Below are 18,172 nucleotides of genomic sequence, written 5' to 3'. Positions count from 1 at the left end.
GATCAGGCGTCCTCCGCCGGGAGTTCAAGGCGCGGGAACAGTGGCTTGGGCGGGCTGAGCGTAAAGCCCGATGCGCGCAGGGCGGCATAGAAATCGCTGCCGATCACGCCATAGCCGCGCCCATCGCCATCCACGCCCATCTGATCCAGCAGCGACGCTGCGCTAGCCGGGATCACCGGCTGGATCATGATGGCCAGGCTGGCAATGGCTTCATACAGCGTCGCCAGCACCGCTTCCATCCGCGCCGGATCGGTCTTGCGCAACGCCCAGGGCGCCTGCGCATCGATATAGGCGTTGCAGGCAAAGACGGCACGCATCCACGCCTCGATCGCGACGGACGGAGCCAGATCGGCCATCGCCGTCTGGAATGTCTGCGCGGCTTCGGCGATCGACTTGAGCAAGTCGCTGTCGACATCCTGCGGCGCGGGTTCGGGCAGGCGGCCGTCCAGATTCTTGGCGATGAAGCTCAATGTCCGCTGCGCCAGATTGCCGAAACTGTTGGCAAGATCGCTGTTGGAGCGCGCGACGATCGCCTCAGCACTATAGCTGCCGTCATTGCCGAAGGTGACTTCCGACAACAGGAAATAGCGCAACTGGTCCACCCCGAACCGTTCCGCCAATTCCATCGGGTCGGCGACATTGCCGACCGACTTCGACATTTTTTCGCCCCGGTTGAGCAGGAAGCCATGGCCGAAAACCTGGCTCGGCAAGGGCAGCTTCGCGCTCATCAGGAAGGCCGGCCAATAAACCGTATGAAACCGCACGATATCCTTGCCGATGATATGCGTGATATCGCCGCCCTCTGCCCAATAGCGCACCATCCGCTCCGCATTATCGGGATAGCCGCAGCCGGTCAGATAATTGGTCAGCGCGTCGACCCACACATACATGACATGGCCGTCGCTGCCGGGCACCTTCACCCCCCAGTCGAAACTGGTGCGCGATACGCTGAGGTCGGATAGCCCGCCCTCCACGAAGCGCAGGATTTCGTTGCGGCGGCTGTCGGGCTGGATGAAATCGGGCTGGCTTTCATACAGCGCCAGCAACCGGTCCTGGTAGTTGGACAGGCGGAAGAACCAGCTTTCCTCGACCGTCCATTCGACCGGCGTGCCCTGTGGCGATAGCTTGACGCCCCCTTCCCTCGCGACGATTTCCTTCTCGTCGTAAAAGGCTTCGTCGCGGACCGAATACCAGCCTTCATAACGGCCCAGATACAGGTCGCCATTGGCCTCCATCGCCTGCCAGATCGCTTGGCTGGCGCGGTGATGATCCGGCTCGCTGGTGCGGATGAAGCGGTCATAGCTGATATTCAGCCTGTCGCTCATCTCTTTGAAATGGGCGGCCATTTCGTCGGCCAGAGCACGCGGTTCGATGCCGCGCACGCGCGCCGCCTGGTCCATCTTCAACCCATGTTCGTCGGTGCCGGTCTGGAAAAACACGTCGCGACCCGCCATCCGCTGAAAACGGGCGATCGCATCGGTGGCGATGACTTCATAGGCATGGCCGATATGGGGACGGCCATTGGGGTAGGAAATGGCGGTGGTGATGGTGAAAGGCTTGGACATGGGGCTTTCCCTAGAGCGATTTCCGATCGCCGCAAAGCCGCTTTTCAGCCTTCTTGCGCGAGTGCCGCGACATGCCCGGCCAGTTCGAACACGACGGCTGCCGGATCGAGCGACAGGATCACCGCGCCGCCCGCCAGATGCCGGGCCTTCTCCCAATGATCCAGCGCTTGGCCTAGCGCCGGTCCCTGCCGCGTCCGTGCGGCCTGTGCGATGAAAGCGGGCGCGCGCTCCAGAAACGCCTCATAACGCGGTTTCGCCGATTTAAGCGCCAACGCCTTCGCCAGCGCCAATCGCTGGCGGTTCCCGGCATCGCCCTGCGTCGCCAGCAGGTGAAGGCTCTGTTCGATGTCCGACAGGTTAAGGCCCGCATAACGCAGTGCCTGCCCCGGCGACCCCTCGCCCGCCCGCACCAGCGCGTCCATCTCCTGCGGCGACAGTGTCTCATCCGTCGCCTTCAGCACGGCGCGCATCGTCGCGGCGTCCAGCGGATCGAAGCGCAGCGTGCGGCACCGCGACCGGATCGTCGGCAACAGCCGCCCCGGCGCATGGCTGACCAGCAGGAACAGCATGTCCGTCGGCGGCTCTTCCAGCGTCTTGAGCAGCGCATTGGCCGCCCCGCGCTCCAGATCATCGGCGCTGTCGATCACGACCACCCGACGCGGCGACAGCGACGGCGCCGATTGGGTCAGCCGCTGCAATCCGCGCACCTGATCGACGCTGATATTGCGTGCGGTGACGCCATCCTTTTCCAGCGGCGCCAGTTCGGCATAGTCGGGGTGCGCCGATGCTTCGATCAGGCGGCGAATGGGATGATGGTCCGGCACCGCCAAGCCATCGTCGTCAACAGGAGGTCCGGCGGCATCGGCCAGCAGCCGCAACGCCATCGCGCGGGCAAAGCCGCCTTTGCCGATACCCTTTGGCCCTGCGAGAATCCAGCCATGGTGCATCCGCCCGCTTTGCGCAGCGTCCAACAACAAACGGGCCTGTGCATCATGACCCAGAAGCGATGTCATGGCAGCAGGTCTTCGATCGCGTCCAGCAACCGCACGGTCACCACCTCCGCCGGTCCGGACGCATCCACCTTGATCACCCGGCCGCTTTCGTCCTGCGCGAAACGCGCAAAGGCTGCCGCAACCGCGCGATGGAAAGCACTGGCTCGCCCACCGATCCGGTCTTCGGCATCGCCATCGCGCGCCTTGGCCCGGCCGGTCGCTTCCTCTTCCGGCAGCGTCAGCAGCAAGGTGCGATCCGGCAAGAAGCCCGCGCTACCTATGCGGTGCAACTCCACGATGTCGGCATCGCTCAGGTCGCCCTGCCCCTGATAGGCGCGGCTGGAATTGAGGAAACGGTCGGATAGCACCCATGCCCCGCGCGCCAACGCGGGCCGGATCGTCTTTTCGACATGATCCGCCCGCGCCGCCGCGAACAACAGCGCCTCGGCGCGCGGGCTCCAGCGATCCGCCCCGCCGGTCAGCAGCAGGGCGCGGATCGCTTCCGCCCCGTCGCTACCGCCCGGCTCGCGGGTTTCCACGACGTCCAGCCCGCGCACGCGCAAAGCCGCGGCGAGCGCTCGCAATTGCGTCGATTTGCCCGCGCCCTCGCCGCCTTCCAGCGTGATGAAACGGCCTTGGCTCAAGCGAACAGCGACTTCAGGCCGTTCCACAGGCGACCGAATATGCCCGCTTCGGCGACGTCTTCGCCTGCGACCAGCGGCATGATCTGCGGCGGGGTGTCGGGGGTCTGGACGATCAGCTGGGCGATCTGCTGCCCCTTGGCGATCGGTGCCTTGATCGGGCCGGTATAGACGACTTTCACCTGGACATTGGCCGACGCCGTGCGGGGCAGCGTAACCGCGAGATTCTGCGGCGCGACCAGCGATACGCTCGTCGCATTGCCCAATTGCACCGCGGCGGTGTCGACGGTCTGCCCCTTCTTGAACAGCGGCTGCGCCTTCCACGCCTTGAAGCCCCACTCCATGAAGCGGACCGCCTCGGTCGCCCGGCCGTTGAAGCTGGTCGAACCGGCGGTGACGATCACGAGGCGGCGCCCATCCTGCTCCGCCGATCCGGTAAAGCCGAATCCGGCTTCTTCGGTATGGCCGGTCTTGAGGCCATCAGCGCCGGGGATTTTACCCAGGATCGGATTGCGATTGCCCTGCGCGATGTCCGCGCCGCCCATCGTCTTGCCCCAGGTGAAAGAGCGGGTGGCGTAGAAGCGCTTGTAGAGATTGGGCGTCTCCACGATCGTCGCTTCGGCCAGCTTCGCCAGGTCTTCGGCGGTCACATAGGTGACGCCTTCGTCAGGCCAGCCATTGCTGGTGCCGAAATGGCTGTTCTTCAGGCCCAGGCGCTTGGCTTCCTCGTTCATCAGCGCGACGAACGCCTGCTCGGTCCCGGCGATACCCTCCGCCAGCACGACGCAGGCGTCATTGCCGGACAGGGTGACGATGCCGTGCAGCAGATTTTCGACCGACACCTGTTCGCCGACCGACAGGAACATGGTCGATCCGGCCTGCGGACCATGCCATTGCTTCCAGGTTTCCGGACGCACCGTGAATTTGGTGTCGAGCTTCAGATCGCCCTTCTGGATCAGGCGAAAGGCGACATGCGCCGTCATCATCTTGGCAAGCGATGCCGGTGGCATCCGCGTTTCGCCGCCCTTGTCGTACAGCACCGCGCCCGACGACAGATCCTTCATATAGGCGATCGGCGCTTCGCTGGTATAGGGCGGCGCGGCCGCGATCAGCGGCTGGGCCAGCAGCCCGGTGAACAGGAGGACTGCAACGGATTTCTTCATCGGGGCACTGCCTTTGACTGGAAGGGAATCGCTTGTCGGGCGCGATCTCTATCGCGCGTCATTAGCCATGATGCGGGTATTCTGAAAGCCTTTGGCGGCAGCGGACCGCACACCCGCCTGCGCGGCCTGCTGCGTGGGATAGGGACCAAGGCGCACGCGCCATAGTCCGCCGCCCGGTGCGGCGTGCGCGCCGATGCTCTTGGCGAGGGCTTCGGCACGGGACTGCGAGGAGAATGCGCCGACCTGAACGACGTAGCCGCCCGTCCGTACTGGCGAAGTTGTTGGTGCGGGCGAGGCAGATTTTGCAGGCTGCGACGGCGCGGGTCGGGGCGGCGGCGGCGCCTGATCGAAATCGGCGCCGGGCTGAGCCTTGGGCGGCGGCACGGTTTTTACGGGGGCGGGCTTTGCGCTGGCTTGCGGCTGCACAGGCGTAGGAACCGCGTGAACAGATGACAGCTTGCCGCGCAACACCTTAAGCAAAGCGGCTGGCGTTTCCAGCCGTTCGGCAGCGCGCCCCTGCCCGCGCAACGTCGCCCGCTCCTGCTCGGGCGGATTGACCCGCCGCACGCGCACTGGGATTGCGCCTTGCCCGTTCACGCCCAATTGCGCCAAAGCGCCCGGCGACAAGGCGATCAATTGATCGTTGCGCATCGGGCCGCGATCATTGACCCGCACCAGGATCGTGCGGCCGCTATCCAGCGCCGTTACCTCGACATAGCTGGGCAAGGGCAGCGTCTTGTGCGCCGCCGTAATCGCCGCGGCGACAAAGGCCTCGCCATTGGCGGTCGCGCCGCCCTGGCTGCCACCATCGCTTTCGCCTGCATAGCCGACTTCGTCATAGGATAGCGGATCGGCGGGCGTATAGCGGGTGCCGCCCACCATATAGGATGGCCCCAGCAATATCGGCGCATCGCCAACCATCGCGGTCGATCCGGCCGTAGCGGCCCCTTGCGTTTGTGCCGTTACCGCGCCGCCGCTGGCCACCGCCAGCATCGCGGCCACCAGCGCCAGCCCCCTATTGTTTGACAGCATCCGCCAGCAATCCCACCGACAAGGCATAGAAGTTGGAACAATTATAATCCAGGATCGCCCGATAATTACCGGTCAGCAGATAGGCGGTCTTCCCCGGCCCATCGGGTTCCAGCAAAGTCGCCAATATGCCATCGGCAGGCCAGACGCCGCTCGCCGGGAATAGCCCCAGCTTGCGCCATTCCGCCATCGTCAGCCAGCGGCTATGTCGGTTGAACACACGCGGGCACCGCGCCGGGTCCGTCTTGGCGACCACGGCCGCGCGGTTGAAGCTGGCGGGCACGTTGACCGCCACGCCCCAAGGCTGGCCCTTGCGCCATCCCGACTGGACGAAATAATTGGCGATGGACGCCAGTGCATCGGCCTCGCTTGTCCAGATGTCGGCCTTCCCGTCGCCATCGCCATCCTTGGCGATGCGCAGATAGACCGACGGCAGGAATTGCGGATAGCCGGTCGCCCCGGCCCAACTGCCGACCAGGCGGCTGCGCGGCACGCCATTGTCCAGCATCTTGAGCGTGGCGAGCAGTTCCGGCTCGAACAGCGCCCGCCGGCGTCCTTCATGTGCCAGCGTCGCGAGCGACCGGATCAGATCGAAATCGCCAGTATAGCTGCCATAATTGGTTTCATGGCCGTAGATCGCGACCATGATTTCCTCCGGCACGCCGGTTTCCGCTTCGATCCGTGCCAGCCGCGCGCGGTTCGCCTGATAGGCGATCCGACCCCGGCTGATACGCGCCGCATCGACATGCTGGCGCCGATAGGGTTCGAAATTGGGGATCGGCGAATAGGCGCCGCCGCCCGGCTGGCTCTGGTCCAGTTGCACGACGCGCGGATTGGGCGTCAGCGTGGGATAGACACTGTCCAGCGTTGCGTCGCCTATGCCCATCGCCCGCGCCTTGGGCCGCAGACTTTCCAGATAGGCGCGGAAGTCCGCACTGTCCTGCGCCTGTGCGGGCGCGACGGCGACGCTGCCCCCGGTGACGGCAGTCAGACCCAGCAACAACGATAGGACGGATGAACGCAAAGAATCTCCCATGCCCTTGTTGTTGCACAGGCAGCGCGGCAGGTGAATCCCTTATTGCCGATACCGGTCGCTTAAGGCGACGAACCGTGACGGCGCGATTTTCACTTGGCAAGCGCGCACGGCGCGCTAGGAAGCGACCCAACGGAAGTGTGGCCGAGTGGTTTAAGGCAGCGGTCTTGAAAACCGCCGTGGGTGTAAGCTCACCGTGGGTTCGAATCCCACCGCTTCCGCCACTATCCGCCATCCCCGTCCGTGCGCAGGCGATAGCCGATGCCCAGTTCGTTGCCGATGATCTGTGGCCGCTGGGGATCGTCCTCCAGCTTGTGGCGCAGGGTGCGGATCAGGACGCGCAGATATTCGACATGATGTTCCACTTCGCGCGGCCAGACCTGCTTCATGATCTGGCCGTGGGTGATGACGCGGCCGGGAAATTTCGCCAGTTGCGCCAGCACGCCATATTCCTTCGGGGTCAGATGCACTTCTTGCCCGCCCTTACGCACGATGCGGGCCATCAGGTCGATCTCCACGTCGCCTGCCTTCACAGCCGTCGCGCCGCCGTCCCGCGTCAACCTGTTGCGTAGCGCGACGCGTAACCGCGCGAGCAGTTCGTCGGTGTCGAACGGCTTGGTCAGATAATCGTCCGCGCCCAAATCCAGCGCCGCGACCTTCTGCTCGGTAGCATCCCGCGCCGATACGACGACCAGGGTGGCATCGGACGAGCCTTTGATCAGCGGCACCAGTTCCAGCCCGTCACGGTCGGGCAACCCCAGGTCCAGGATGACGATATCGGGCCGATCCTCGCGCAGCCGTTCAAGCGCTTCCCGCCCATTTTGCGCTTCCACCGTCTCATAGTCGGCACGGGCGAGCGCGCTGTGGATCAGGCGGCGGATATGCAGTTCGTCATCGACGATCAGCACTCTATGGCGGGTGTTCATGGCCTGTCGTCCCATGGCGGGTCTTTGATGATGCAATTGTCGGGGATATGGAGCGTGAAGCAGGCGCCAGGCGGATCATCGATGGTCGCAGCCCGCACCGACAGCCCCATTGCTTCGGCAAATCCCTTGACGATCGCAAGGCCAAGGCCGGTGCCATGCTTGTCGCGGTCGGTGCCCTCGATACGCGTGAAGCTGTCGAACACCCGGTCTTCCGCCCCCGCCGGGATGCCCGGTCCCTGGTCCCTCACCGACAGAAGAAGCGCGTCGGCGGTGCGGCGGCCGCTTATGGTGACCGGCGTGCCCGGATCGCCATAGCGCCCGGCATTGTCGAGCAGGTTGAGGAGGATATGGTGCAGCAGCACCGGATCGACCCGGACCAGCGGAATATCGGGCAGGATGTCGACCTTCACGTCCCGCCCAGCCAGGGACTGGCGCGTGTCCTGCACCGCGCTGGCGACGGCATCGAACAAGTCGGTGGCTTCGACCCGCATCGGTAACGCACCTGCCTCAACGCGCGCCATGTCCAGCAGATTGGCGACAAACCGATTGAGCCGCATCGCCTCTCCCTCGATCAGGTCGACCAGCGGCAAGGCGTGGTCCCGCCGCAATTCCTGCGCCGCCGACACGATCGTGGTCAGCGGCGTGCGCAGATCGTGACTGACCGACGAGAGCAAGGCCGCGCGCAGCCGGTCGCGCTCGCGCACATGGCGCACGTCCAGCATCTGTTCCTCCAGCGCCATGCGGTCGAGCGCGATCGCCGCCTGGTCCAGCAGGCTGATGAGTAAAGGCAACTGGTCCGGGCGCAGCGCCAGCCCCGCATCGTCGCGCGCTATGCCCAGCACGCCCAGCACACCGCGCTGGGTGTGGAGCGGATGAAACAGCCAGTCCGACGCCGTCAAAGTCGATGATCCGCGCCCGGCGGGCTGCACATTGTCCATCGCCCATTGGGCCGCTGCTTTCTCGATCTGCTCCATCCGGTCCTCGGGCGGAAAGGCGGCGCGCAGGGCGGGGCCAGTCTCGGATGGCGTCAGCAGCACCGTGCGCACATCCAGCAGACGCGCGACTTCGGCGCAGACGCCCTGCATCAACTCTTCTTCGCTGGCGGCGGCGGTCAGGTGGCGGGAAAAGCCCGCCAGTGCCGCATTCTGCCGGGCGCTTTCCTGCGCCAGATTGGCCTGCGCGCGCACGCCGGCGGCAAATTGCGCGGTGACGATGGCGACGCCCAGCAGGACGAGGATGGAAATGATATTTTCCGGGTTGCTGACGGTCAGCGTGCCGGTCGGCGGCAGGAAGCAGAAATTATAAGCGAGGCTGGACGCCAACCCCGCGAACAGCCCTGCCCGCAAGCCATAGGTCGCCGCCGCGAACATAACGGGGACGAGGTAGAGCAAAGCGATATTGCCCAGGTCGATCGCTTCGACCAACAAGCGGCCGATCGCGGTCATCGCCAAAACCGCTAACAAGGTCGCGATATAGTCAGCTGGCCTGCCCCAATCGCCCCGGATCGGAACGGAACGCGCCTGCACCGGACTGTCGTCATCCGATGGCATGACATGGACGGCGACCGACCCGATATCGCGCACCAGCCGATCGACCACCGATCCGTGGCGCAGTTCGAACCACCAGGACCGACTGGACTTGCCGATCACGATCTGCGTGGCCCGCGCATCCACCGCGAAACGCCGCAGCCCCTCCACGACATTGCGCGCCGGGATGCTGGCGGTCGCCGCGCCCAGCCGTGACGCCAGCGCCAGTGTTTCCGCCAGTCCTTGCCGTTCCGTGTCGGACAATATGGCGCTTCGCCGCGTTTCGATATGCACCGCCGTCCAAGGCGCGCGCAGCGCATCGGCCAGCCGCTTGGCGGCGCGGACCAAGCCGGGCGCGCTGGGCTGTTCGCTGACCGCCACTACGACCCGCTCGCCCACCGCAAAGCTGCCCGCCAGCGCATGGGCGCGGACATAGTCCAGCATCTGCGCATCGACCGCCTGCGCCGCGCGGCGCAGCGCCAGTTCGCGCAGTGCCGTCAGGTTCGACTTGGAAAAGAAATGGGTGAGCGCCCGGCTCGCTTCCTGCGGGATATAGACCTTGCCGTCCTTCAACCGCTCGATCAGTTCGTCGGGCGGCAGGTCCACCACTTCGATGTCGGCGCCCTCCAGCACGGAGTCCGGCACGGTTTCCCGCACCCTGACGCGGGTGAAGGACGCGACGACATCGTTCAGGCTTTCAAGATGCTGGATATTGAGGGTCGAATAGACGTCGATCCCCGCCGCCAGCAATTCCTCCACATCCTGATAGCGTTTGGGGTGGCGGCTGCCCGGCGCATTGCTGTGCGCCAATTCGTCCACCAGCACCAGTTGCGGATGGCGCGCCAGGATCGCATCGATGTCCATTTCGGACAGGTTGTGATTTTGATGCGGCACCATCCGACGCGGGATGAGCGTATGGCCGTGGACCAGCGCTTCGGTTTCGCGACGGCCATGGGTTTCCACGATGCCGACGACCACATCGGTCCCGGCCGCGGCGCGCTGCATCCCCTCGGTCAGCATTTCATAGGTCTTGCCGACGCCCGGCGCCGAACCGAGAAATATCTTGAGACGCCCGCGCCCTTCCTGCGCGGCGGCGCGCAGAAAGGCTTCGGGGTCCGGGCGCGTCGCGTCGTTCACCGGCCCTGCTTAGCGCCAATCGCGTCCAGCCGTCGATTCAGTTCGAACAGATTAACCCGCGCTTCGCCCAGGAACCCCAGCAAGGGCCGCTCGACGCTGCTCGTCACCAGCGCCTGCACCTGCCGCTGGTCCAGGCCGCGCGCCTTGGCGACGCGATCGACTTGATAAAAAGCCGCCTCGGGGCTGATATCGGGGTCCAGCCCCGAGGCGGAGGCTGTCACCAGGTCGGACGGAACGGGGCGACCGGGTGTGGCAGTCTGATAGTTTCGAATGTCGGCCTTCACCCGATCGACCAGCGCCTGGCTGGTGGGGCCGAGGTTGGAGCCGGACGAGGCCAGGCCGTCATAGCCTTTGCCCGCAGCGGACGGACGGCTGTGGAAATAACGATCGCTGGTGAAAGCCTGGCCGATGACGGTCGAGCCGATGACGACGCCTTTGTCGTGCACCAGACTGCCATTGGCCTGCGTCGGGAACAGCGCCTGCCCCACGCCGGTGAGTGCCAGCGGATAGGCGATGCCCAGCAGCAGCGCGAACAGCAAGGTCATGACCAGTGCGGGGCGGATGGCGGATGTAAGATCGGTAAGCATCGGAATGTCCTTTGTTTCAGGCGAGGCCAAGGCCGTTGACGACCAGGTCGATCAGCTTGATCCCCGCAAACGGCGCGATCAGTCCGCCCAGACCATAGATGGCAAGATTACGCGCCAGCAGCGGCCCCGCGCCGATCGGCCGATAGGTCACGCCCCTCAATGCCAACGGCACGAGGCAGGGAATGACCAGCGCGTTGAAGATGATCGCCGACAGGATCGCGCTCTGCGCCGTTCCCAGCCCCATGACGTTCAGCACGCCAAGCCCCGGATACAGCACCACGAACATCGCCGGAATGATCGCGAAATATTTCGCGACATCATTGGCGACCGAGAAAGTGGTCAACGCCCCGCGCGTCATCAGCAATTGCTTGCCCAGCCCAACGATCTCGATCAGCTTGGTTGGATCGCTGTCCAGGTCGACAATGTTGCCTGCCTCGCGCGCCGCCTGCGTGCCGGTGTTCATGGCGACGCCGACATCCGCCTGCGCCAGTGCGGGCGCGTCATTGGTGCCATCGCCGCACATCGCGACCAGCCGCCCGCCCGCCTGCTCCTTTCGGATCAGCGCCAGCTTGTCCTCGGGCGTCGCCTGGGCCAGGAAATCATCGACGCCCGCTTCGGCCGCGATCGACGCGGCGGTCAGCGGATTGTCGCCGGTGATCATCACTGTGCGGATGCCCATCAGCCGCAACTCGCCGAACCGCTCGCGGATGCCAGCCTTGACGATATCCTTCAGGAAGATCGCGCCCAGCAACCGGCCATCCTGCGCTACCGCCAGCGGCGTGCCGCCCGCGCGAGCGATTTCGTCGGTGATGCGGCGCAGTTCATCCGCGTCCTTTCCGCCATCCGAGCCAAGCGCCTTCAGCACCGAATCCACCGCACCCTTGATGATCCGCGTTCCGCCCGTTTCCACGCCCGAAATACGTGTCTGCGCGGTGAAGGGAATGACCTCCGCGCCATCAGGCAGCGCCTGTGCCGTCTGGCCGAACCGCTCACGCGCCAGCAAGACGATCGACCGGCCTTCGGGCGTCTCATCCGCCAAGCTGGCGAGCAATGCGGCCTCCGCCAATTGTGCCTGGCTGGCACCACCCACGGTCCGAAACTCCGTCGCCTGACGATCACCCACGGTGATAGTCCCCGTCTTGTCAAGCAACAGCACGTCGATATCGCCCGCCGCCTCGACCGCGCGGCCCGATTTGGCAAGCACGTTGAACCGCACCAGTCGGTCCATCCCCGCAATGCCGATAGCGGACAGCAGCGCCGCGATGGTGGTGGGGATGAGGGTAATGAACAGCGCCGCCAGCACCGCCACCGGTATCGCCCCGCCCGCATAATGGGCAAAGCTGGGGATCGTCGCGACGGCAATCAGGAAGATGATGGTCAGGCCCACCAGCAACAGCGTCAGCGCAATCTCATTGGGCGTCTTCTGCCGCTCGGCGCCTTCGACCAGCGCAATCATCCGATCAAGGAACCCCTGCCCCGGATTGACCGTCACCTGAACCTTGATCCGGTCGGAAATGACGCGCGTCCCCGCCGTCACGGCCGAACGATCGCCGCCCGCTTCGCGGATGACCGGTGCGGATTCACCCGTGATGGCGGCCTCGTTGACCGATGCGACGCCCCACACAACCTCGCCATCGGACGGGATCAGGTCGCCGGTTTCGACCAGCACAACGTCGCCCATGCGCAGGGCGCTCGCCGGAACGGCGTCGAAAGCGTCGCCATCCTTCTTCTTCAGCCGCTTGGCGGTCAATTCCGCCTTGGTAGCGCGCAGCGAGGCCGCCTGCGCCTTGCCCCGTCCTTCGGCCAGCGCTTCGGCAAAGGTGCCGAACAGCACCGTCAGCCACAGCCAGATCACCAGTTGCAGTTTGAAGCCGATGGTCAGGCTGTCCTGCCCCACCACCAGCAGGACGGTGAGCAGGATCGCGACGATGGCGGTGGTAAACATCACCGGATTGCGGATCAGTTCGCGTGGGGTCAGCTTGCGGAAGGCGTCGCCGATCGCAGGCAGGATCAGGTCGGCGGTAAAGAGCGATTTGGACGCAGTGCGTGCCATGGTAATGCTCCGATGCTTTGTTTGTCGGATCGCTTGGGCGAAAACCGGTGCCCACTTTTTCGCGCGATCCTTGCTTAGAATGTCTGGCCGTGGATCATCGCGAGATGATCGGCGACGGGGCCAAGGGCGAGGCTGGGCAGGAAGGTCAGGCCGCCCACGACCAGCACGATGCCGATCAGCAGCCCGGTCCAGAGCGGCCCAGTGGTGGGGAAGCTGCCTGCGGTTTCCGGCGTATAGCTTTTGCCCGCTAAACTGCCCGCGATCGCCAGCATCGGGATGATGATGAAGAAGCGACCGATCCACATCGCCACGCCCAGCAGGCCGTTATAGAAGGGCGTATTGGCGGTCAGCCCCGCAAAGGCCGATCCGTTGTTCCCGACCGCGCTGGTGAAGGCGTAGAGCATTTCGGAAAAGCCATGCGGCCCCTTGTTCAATGGCCCGACAAGGCCCGCCTGCGTGATGCTGGCGATCGCGGTCATGCCCAGGATCACGAGCGGCAGCACGGCGATCGCCAAGACGGCCAGCTTGACCTCCCGCGCCTCGATCTTCTTGCCGACATATTCCGGCGTTCGTCCGACCATCAGCCCGGCGACGAAGACGGCCAGGATGGCGAACAGCAGGAAGCCATAAATGCCCGCGCCCACGCCGCCGACGACCACTTCACCCAACTGGATGTTGAACAGCGGGATCAGGCCGCCCAGCGCGGTAAAACTGTCATGCATGGCATTAACCGCGCCGCAGCTTGCCGCCGTGGTTACGACCGAGAAGAGCGCCGACGCCGCGATGCCGAAGCGGACTTCCTTCCCCTCCATATTGCCACCGGCCAAGCCGATGCCGTGGAGGATCGGGTTGCCCGCCGCTTCCTGCCAGTAGGTGATAGTCACGCCGACCAAGAAGATGGTCATCATCGCCGCCAGGATCGCCCAGCCCTGACGCGTATTGCCCACCGCCTTACCAAAGGTGAAGGTGAGGCCGACGCCGATGACCAGGATCGAGAGCATCTGCACGAAGTTGGTCAGCGCGTTGGGGTTTTCGAACGGATGGGCCGAATTGGCGTTGAAGAAGCCGCCGCCATTGGTGCCCAGCATCTTGATCGCTTCCTGGCTGGCGACCGGGCCGAGCGCCAGCGTCTGCTTCGCGCCTTCCAACGTGGTCACGTCGATCGATTGGCTCAGCGTCTGCGGCACGCCGCTAGCGATTAGGAAGAGCGCGTAGAGGATGCAGAGCGGCAGCAGCAGATACAGTGTCACCCGCGTCATATCGGCCCAGAAATTGCCGATCGTCGTAGCGTTCCGGCGCGCAAAACCACGGAACATCGCGAAGGCGAGCGCGATCCCGGTCGCGGCCGACAGAAAATTATGGATCGTCAGGCCCAGCATCTGCGACAGGTTCGACAGCGTCGATTCCCCTGCATAGCTTTGCCAGTTGGTGTTGGTGGCGAAGCTGATGGCGGTATTGAACGCCAGATGTTCGCTGGTGCCGGAAAAACCCATCGGATTGAGCGGCAATAGCCCTTGCAAGCGCAGCACCGCATAGGTGAAGAGCGCCAGCATCAGGTTGAAGAGCAGCATATGCACCGCATAGCGGCGCCAGCCCTGCTCCTGCGTGGGATCGATCCCCGACAAGCGATAGAAACCCCGCTCGACGGGACCAAGCACCATATGCAGCGGTGTGCGTCGTCCCTCATAAAGGGCGAAAAGCCACAGGCCGACCGGCTTGGCGAGTGCCAGCAACAGGCCGACAAAGGCTGCGATCAGCAGCCATCCCTGGAAAGTCATCGCTGGCGCTCCCTAAAAGCGTTCGGGTCGTGCGAGCACGGCCGCAAGATAGGCGAGCAGGCCAAGCGCGACGATCGCAGCGAGCCAGAGGTCAAGGGTCATGACGGTCGCCCCCTCACGCCAGATCGCAAAGCGCGACATAGCCAAGGCTCGCCGCCGCCAGCACAAGGGTGAGGCCGATCCAGAGGATGTCCTGCATGGTTATTCTCCTGCGCGCCGTCGCCGCAAAAGGCGGCGCCATCGGCTGCGGGGAGTTACCTAGGAGGGGGTGACGGTGGAATGCGAGACGAGCCGCAGATCATCCGCATAGTATTTGCGTATGATTTGAAGCGCGATATCGGGATTACCGCCCCGCGCGACCGGGTTCAGGCATATTGGTCGGGACCGATGCGACGCAATGTGATCGGCACATGATCGACCGTATGCACGGCCAATTCCGCGATGACCGCCAAGGGATCGACCGGACGGCTGAGCAGCAGGCCGCATCGATCCGGCCCTTCCCATATCACCGTGCCGCACACTTCCAACCCGTCGGCGATCAACGTGACCCACTCACCGACCACCGGCAGCCAGGTGCCCGAGAGCAACGCGCCGTAGATCGAGATATTGCGGATGGTGACGGGCTGGCTGATGCCGTCCCAATGCAGCATCGCGCCGATGTCGGCGGAGAAGCGGCTTTCGCGGCGACGGTCGGCGCGCGCGCGATAGGCAATGCTGTCCATGGTCGTCTCTCCGGTTTGCCCCCGGCGTATGGACAGTGTCGAACCGCAATCTTGCGAAACGGCTAAGATTATTGGTTAATCCTATATTGGCCGCGTCGGGAGCCGAACAGTCCGGCTCCCTCGCTCGTTCAGGCCAATGCGCCGTGGCAATGCTTATATTTCTCGCCCGACCCGCAAGGGCAAGGCGCATTGCGGCTGATATCCAGATTAGCGAAATCACCGGGCTGTGCGCCGCCGACGGGCGCGCGCGGGATGGTGGTGGTGATGTCGCCGAACGTGCCCGCATCGATGTCGGCGCTGTTGTCCTCGCCGGAAAACGGATCGATATGGGTGGTGATGAAGTCCGGCAGTACCGGCAGACCATAATCTTCCAACGGCGGCTGCTCCATGCGGAACTGCACCCGCGCAATCGATCCGGTCACATCCTCGCGGATATTTTCCAGCATCCGCTCGAACAGGGCGAAGGCTTCCTGCTTATATTCGTTGATCGGCGTCTTCTGGGCATAGGCGCGCAGATGCACGACCTGGCGCAAGGCGTCGAGCGTCGAGAGATGCTCTTTCCAATGATGGTCCAGGCTCTGCAACAGGATCGACTTTTCAATCATGTGCCAGTCGGACGCGTCGATCTCCCTGGTCTTCTCCGCCACCGCTTCGTCGGCCAGCGCCGACAGACGCTCCTCGATCATTTCCGGATCGACGGAATCTTCGCCCAGCCACGCGTCGAAGTCCGGCTCCAAGCCCAATATCTCGGCGGTGCGCGCCTTCAGACGTTCGATATCCCATTGTTCGGGATAGGTGCCGGGCGGGCAGGATGCGCCGACCAGATCGTTCACGGTTTCATGCCGCATGTCGGCGACGACGTCATCGACCGTATCGGCATCCATGATGTCGCTGCGCTGTTCGTAGATGACCTTGCGTTGGTCGTTCATCACGTCGTCATATTCGACGACCTGCTTGCGGATGTCGTAATTGCGCGCCTCGACCTTGCGCTGCGCCGTCTCGATCGCCTTGCTCAGCCATTTGGACGGGGGCAATGCCTCGCCATCTTCCAGGTTAGACCGGATCATTTTGGCGAACATCGTGTCGGGGCCGAAGATCCGCATCAGGTCATCGTCAAGGCTGAGGTAGAAGCGAGAGAGGCCCGGATCGCCCTGACGGCCCGAGCGGCCGCGCAGCTGGTTGTCGATACGGCGGCTTTCATGCCGCTCTGTCGCCAGCACGAATAGCCCGCCCGCGGCCAGCACTTCGGCCTTTTCCGCCGCGATCTCCGCCTTGATCCGCTCCATCGCGGCGTCACGCTCCGGACCTTCGGGCAGATCGCGCAATTCGTCTTCCGCGCGCAGTTCCAGGTTGCCGCCCAGCTGGATGTCGGTGCCGCGACCGGCCATGTTGGTGGCGATCGTCACCACGCCCTTGCGGCCCGCCTGCGCGACGATATGCGCTTCGCTCTCATGGAAGCGGGCGTTGAGGACCGCGTGCGGCACGCCTTCCTGGTTGAGGAATTCGGACAGCATTTCGGACTTTTCGATCGACACCGTGCCGACCAGAACCGGCTGGCCCTTGTCGGCATGTTCCTTGATCGTCCGGGCGATGCCGCGGAACTTGTCCTCGATATTCTTGTAGAAGCTGTCCTGTTCGTCGATCCGCAGCACCGGCTTGTTGGTGGGGATAGTGACGACGTTCATCTTGTAGATTTCGTAGAATTCGGTCGCTTCGGTCGAAGCGGTGCCGGTCATCCCCGAAATCTTGGGGTACATGCGGAAATAATTCTGGAAGGTCACCGACGCCAGCGTCTGGTTTTCCGGCTCGATCTGGACGCCTTCCTTGGCCTCCACCGCCTGATGCAGGCCGTCCGACCAGCGGCGGCCGTCCATCATGCGCCCGGTAAACTCGTCGATGATGACGACCTTGCCGTCCTTGACGATATAATCGATGTCGCGGCGGAACATCACGACCGCGCGCAGCGCCTGGTTCACATGATGAACGACCTGCGTATTTTCGAAATCATAAAGGTTGCTGCCCTGCAAAAGGCCCGCATCCTCCAGCAGCCGCTCGATCTTCTCCGTCCCGTCTTCGGTCAGGGTGACGGTGCGCTGCTTTTCGTCCTTCTCATAATCCGGACCGGTCAATTGCTTCACGATCGCATCGACCGAGACATAGAGTTCGGACTTGTCGTCGGTCGGGCCGGAGATGATCAGCGGCGTGCGCGCTTCATCGATCAGGATCGAATTGACTTCATCGACGATCGCATAGTTGAAGGGCCGCTGGACCATCGACGCGCGGTCATATTTCATATTGTCGCGCAGATAGTCGAAGCCAAGCTCGTTATTCGTCGCGTAGGTGATGTCGGCGGCATAGGCCTCGCGCCGCTGATCCTCGCTGATGTTGGGCACGATGACGCCGGTGGTCAGCCCCAGGAAGCGATAGATCTGCCCCATCCATTCGCAATCGCGGCTGGCCAGATAGTCGTTCACGGTGACGACGTGAACGCCCTTCCCCTCCAGCGCGTTGAGATAGGTGGCGAGCGTCGCGACCAGCGTCTTGCCCTCGCCGGTGCGCATTTCGGCGATCTCGCCGCGATGGAGCACGATGCCGCCGACCATCTGCACATCGAAATGCCGCATCCCCAGCACCCGGACGCCCGCCTCGCGCACGGTGGCGAAGGCTTCGGGCAACAGGTCGTCCAGCGTTTCGCCATTGGCCAGCCGTTCGCGGAACCGGGCCGTCTGGCCGACCAGTTCTTCGTCGCTCATCGCCTGGATCGTGGCTTCATAACCGGCGATCTGATCGACGATCTTGCCCAGCGACTTCACATAACGTTCGTTGGACGATCCGAAGATGGACTTGGCGAGTGCGCCGAACATGGAAATTCCTAAGTTTCATAAGGGGCGCGCCACCCCGTTCGGGGGAGCGCACGCGGACATGCGCCGCGATTTAGGCACGGCACATCCTTTAGTCAATCAGACTAGGCCTGAACCGGCACCGACCCAGGCTGTCATTGCGCTGTCCCAATAGCGTGA

At 64.1% G+C, this 18,172-nt stretch carries 15 protein-coding genes and 1 tRNA gene; 1 reads left to right on the top strand and 15 read right to left on the bottom strand.

Annotated elements, in window-relative coordinates:
* Positions 1-2: 2 nt before the first annotated feature.
* From metG to U5A89_RS11150, 6 genes are read right to left on the bottom strand one after another with little or no spacing between them, the layout of a single operon-like run.
* Complete coding sequence (gene metG, locus U5A89_RS11175; RefSeq protein ID WP_338161205.1) at positions 3-1,565, bottom strand: methionine--tRNA ligase; 1,563 nt, start codon at positions 1,563-1,565, stop codon at positions 3-5.
* Positions 1,566-1,609: 44 nt separating this feature from the next.
* The gene (locus U5A89_RS11170) at positions 1,610-2,578 is read right to left on the bottom strand and encodes a DNA polymerase III subunit delta' (protein ID WP_338161204.1); all 969 of its coding nucleotides are present in this window, start codon (positions 2,576-2,578) and stop codon (positions 1,610-1,612) included.
* A complete protein-coding gene (gene tmk, locus U5A89_RS11165; RefSeq protein ID WP_338161203.1) occupies positions 2,575-3,201 on the bottom strand; it encodes a dTMP kinase in 627 nt (208 codons plus the stop codon). The genes U5A89_RS11170 and tmk overlap by 4 nt, the downstream gene beginning before the upstream one ends.
* The gene (locus U5A89_RS11160) at positions 3,198-4,361 is read right to left on the bottom strand and encodes a D-alanyl-D-alanine carboxypeptidase family protein (RefSeq protein WP_338161202.1); all 1,164 of its coding nucleotides are present in this window, start codon (positions 4,359-4,361) and stop codon (positions 3,198-3,200) included. The genes tmk and U5A89_RS11160 overlap by 4 nt, the downstream gene beginning before the upstream one ends.
* A 48-nt stretch (positions 4,362-4,409) precedes the next feature.
* Positions 4,410-5,393: an RlpA-like double-psi beta-barrel domain-containing protein gene (locus U5A89_RS11155; RefSeq protein WP_338161201.1), complete on the bottom strand. Its 984-nt coding sequence runs from the start codon at positions 5,391-5,393 to the stop codon at positions 4,410-4,412.
* Positions 5,377-6,426 (bottom strand): lytic murein transglycosylase, encoded by a 1,050-nt coding sequence (locus tag U5A89_RS11150; protein ID WP_338161200.1) that lies wholly within the window; start codon positions 6,424-6,426, stop codon positions 5,377-5,379. The genes U5A89_RS11155 and U5A89_RS11150 overlap by 17 nt, the downstream gene beginning before the upstream one ends.
* A gap of 131 nt (positions 6,427-6,557) precedes the next feature.
* Between U5A89_RS11150 and U5A89_RS11145 the strand changes: the two genes are divergently transcribed.
* Positions 6,558-6,647 (top strand) — tRNA-Ser (locus tag U5A89_RS11145).
* On the opposite strand, the gene U5A89_RS11140 is transcribed toward U5A89_RS11145, so the two are convergent.
* From U5A89_RS11140 to secA, 9 genes are all read right to left on the bottom strand, one after another.
* Complete coding sequence (locus U5A89_RS11140; protein WP_338161199.1) at positions 6,648-7,349, bottom strand: response regulator transcription factor; 702 nt, start codon at positions 7,347-7,349, stop codon at positions 6,648-6,650.
* Positions 7,346-10,012: a sensor histidine kinase KdpD gene (locus U5A89_RS11135; protein ID WP_338161198.1), complete on the bottom strand. Its 2,667-nt coding sequence runs from the start codon at positions 10,010-10,012 to the stop codon at positions 7,346-7,348. Before U5A89_RS11135 ends, U5A89_RS11140 begins: the two co-directional genes overlap by 4 nt.
* The gene (gene kdpC, locus U5A89_RS11130; RefSeq protein WP_338161197.1) at positions 10,009-10,599 is read right to left on the bottom strand and encodes a potassium-transporting ATPase subunit KdpC; all 591 of its coding nucleotides are present in this window, start codon (positions 10,597-10,599) and stop codon (positions 10,009-10,011) included. Before kdpC ends, U5A89_RS11135 begins: the two co-directional genes overlap by 4 nt.
* 16 nt (positions 10,600-10,615) lie before the next feature.
* On the bottom strand, positions 10,616-12,652 hold the full coding sequence (gene kdpB / locus U5A89_RS11125; RefSeq protein ID WP_338161196.1) for a potassium-transporting ATPase subunit KdpB: 2,037 nt from the start codon (positions 12,650-12,652) through the stop codon (positions 10,616-10,618).
* Positions 12,653-12,726: 74 nt separating this feature from the next.
* Positions 12,727-14,430 (bottom strand): potassium-transporting ATPase subunit KdpA, encoded by a 1,704-nt coding sequence (kdpA, locus tag U5A89_RS11120; protein WP_338161195.1) that lies wholly within the window; start codon positions 14,428-14,430, stop codon positions 12,727-12,729.
* A gap of 12 nt (positions 14,431-14,442) precedes the next feature.
* On the bottom strand, positions 14,443-14,532 hold the full coding sequence (locus U5A89_RS11115; protein WP_338161194.1) for a potassium-transporting ATPase subunit F: 90 nt from the start codon (positions 14,530-14,532) through the stop codon (positions 14,443-14,445).
* A gap of 13 nt (positions 14,533-14,545) precedes the next feature.
* A complete protein-coding gene (locus U5A89_RS11110) occupies positions 14,546-14,671 on the bottom strand; it encodes a hypothetical protein (protein WP_338161193.1) in 126 nt (41 codons plus the stop codon).
* 124 nt (positions 14,672-14,795) lie between these two features.
* Positions 14,796-15,152: a PilZ domain-containing protein gene (locus U5A89_RS11105; RefSeq protein ID WP_338161192.1), complete on the bottom strand. Its 357-nt coding sequence runs from the start codon at positions 15,150-15,152 to the stop codon at positions 14,796-14,798.
* A 128-nt stretch (positions 15,153-15,280) separates the two neighbouring features.
* Entirely contained in the window at positions 15,281-18,016 is a 2,736-nt protein-coding gene (secA, locus tag U5A89_RS11100; protein ID WP_338161191.1) for a preprotein translocase subunit SecA, read from the bottom strand.
* Positions 18,017-18,172: the final 156 nt, after the last annotated feature.

The organism is Sphingobium sp. HWE2-09 (assembly GCF_035989265.1).
Taxonomy (GTDB): Bacteria; Pseudomonadota; Alphaproteobacteria; order Sphingomonadales; family Sphingomonadaceae; genus Sphingobium.
Note: the sequence above shows the minus strand (reverse complement) of the source record. Positions and strands in the feature narration are given on the sequence as shown.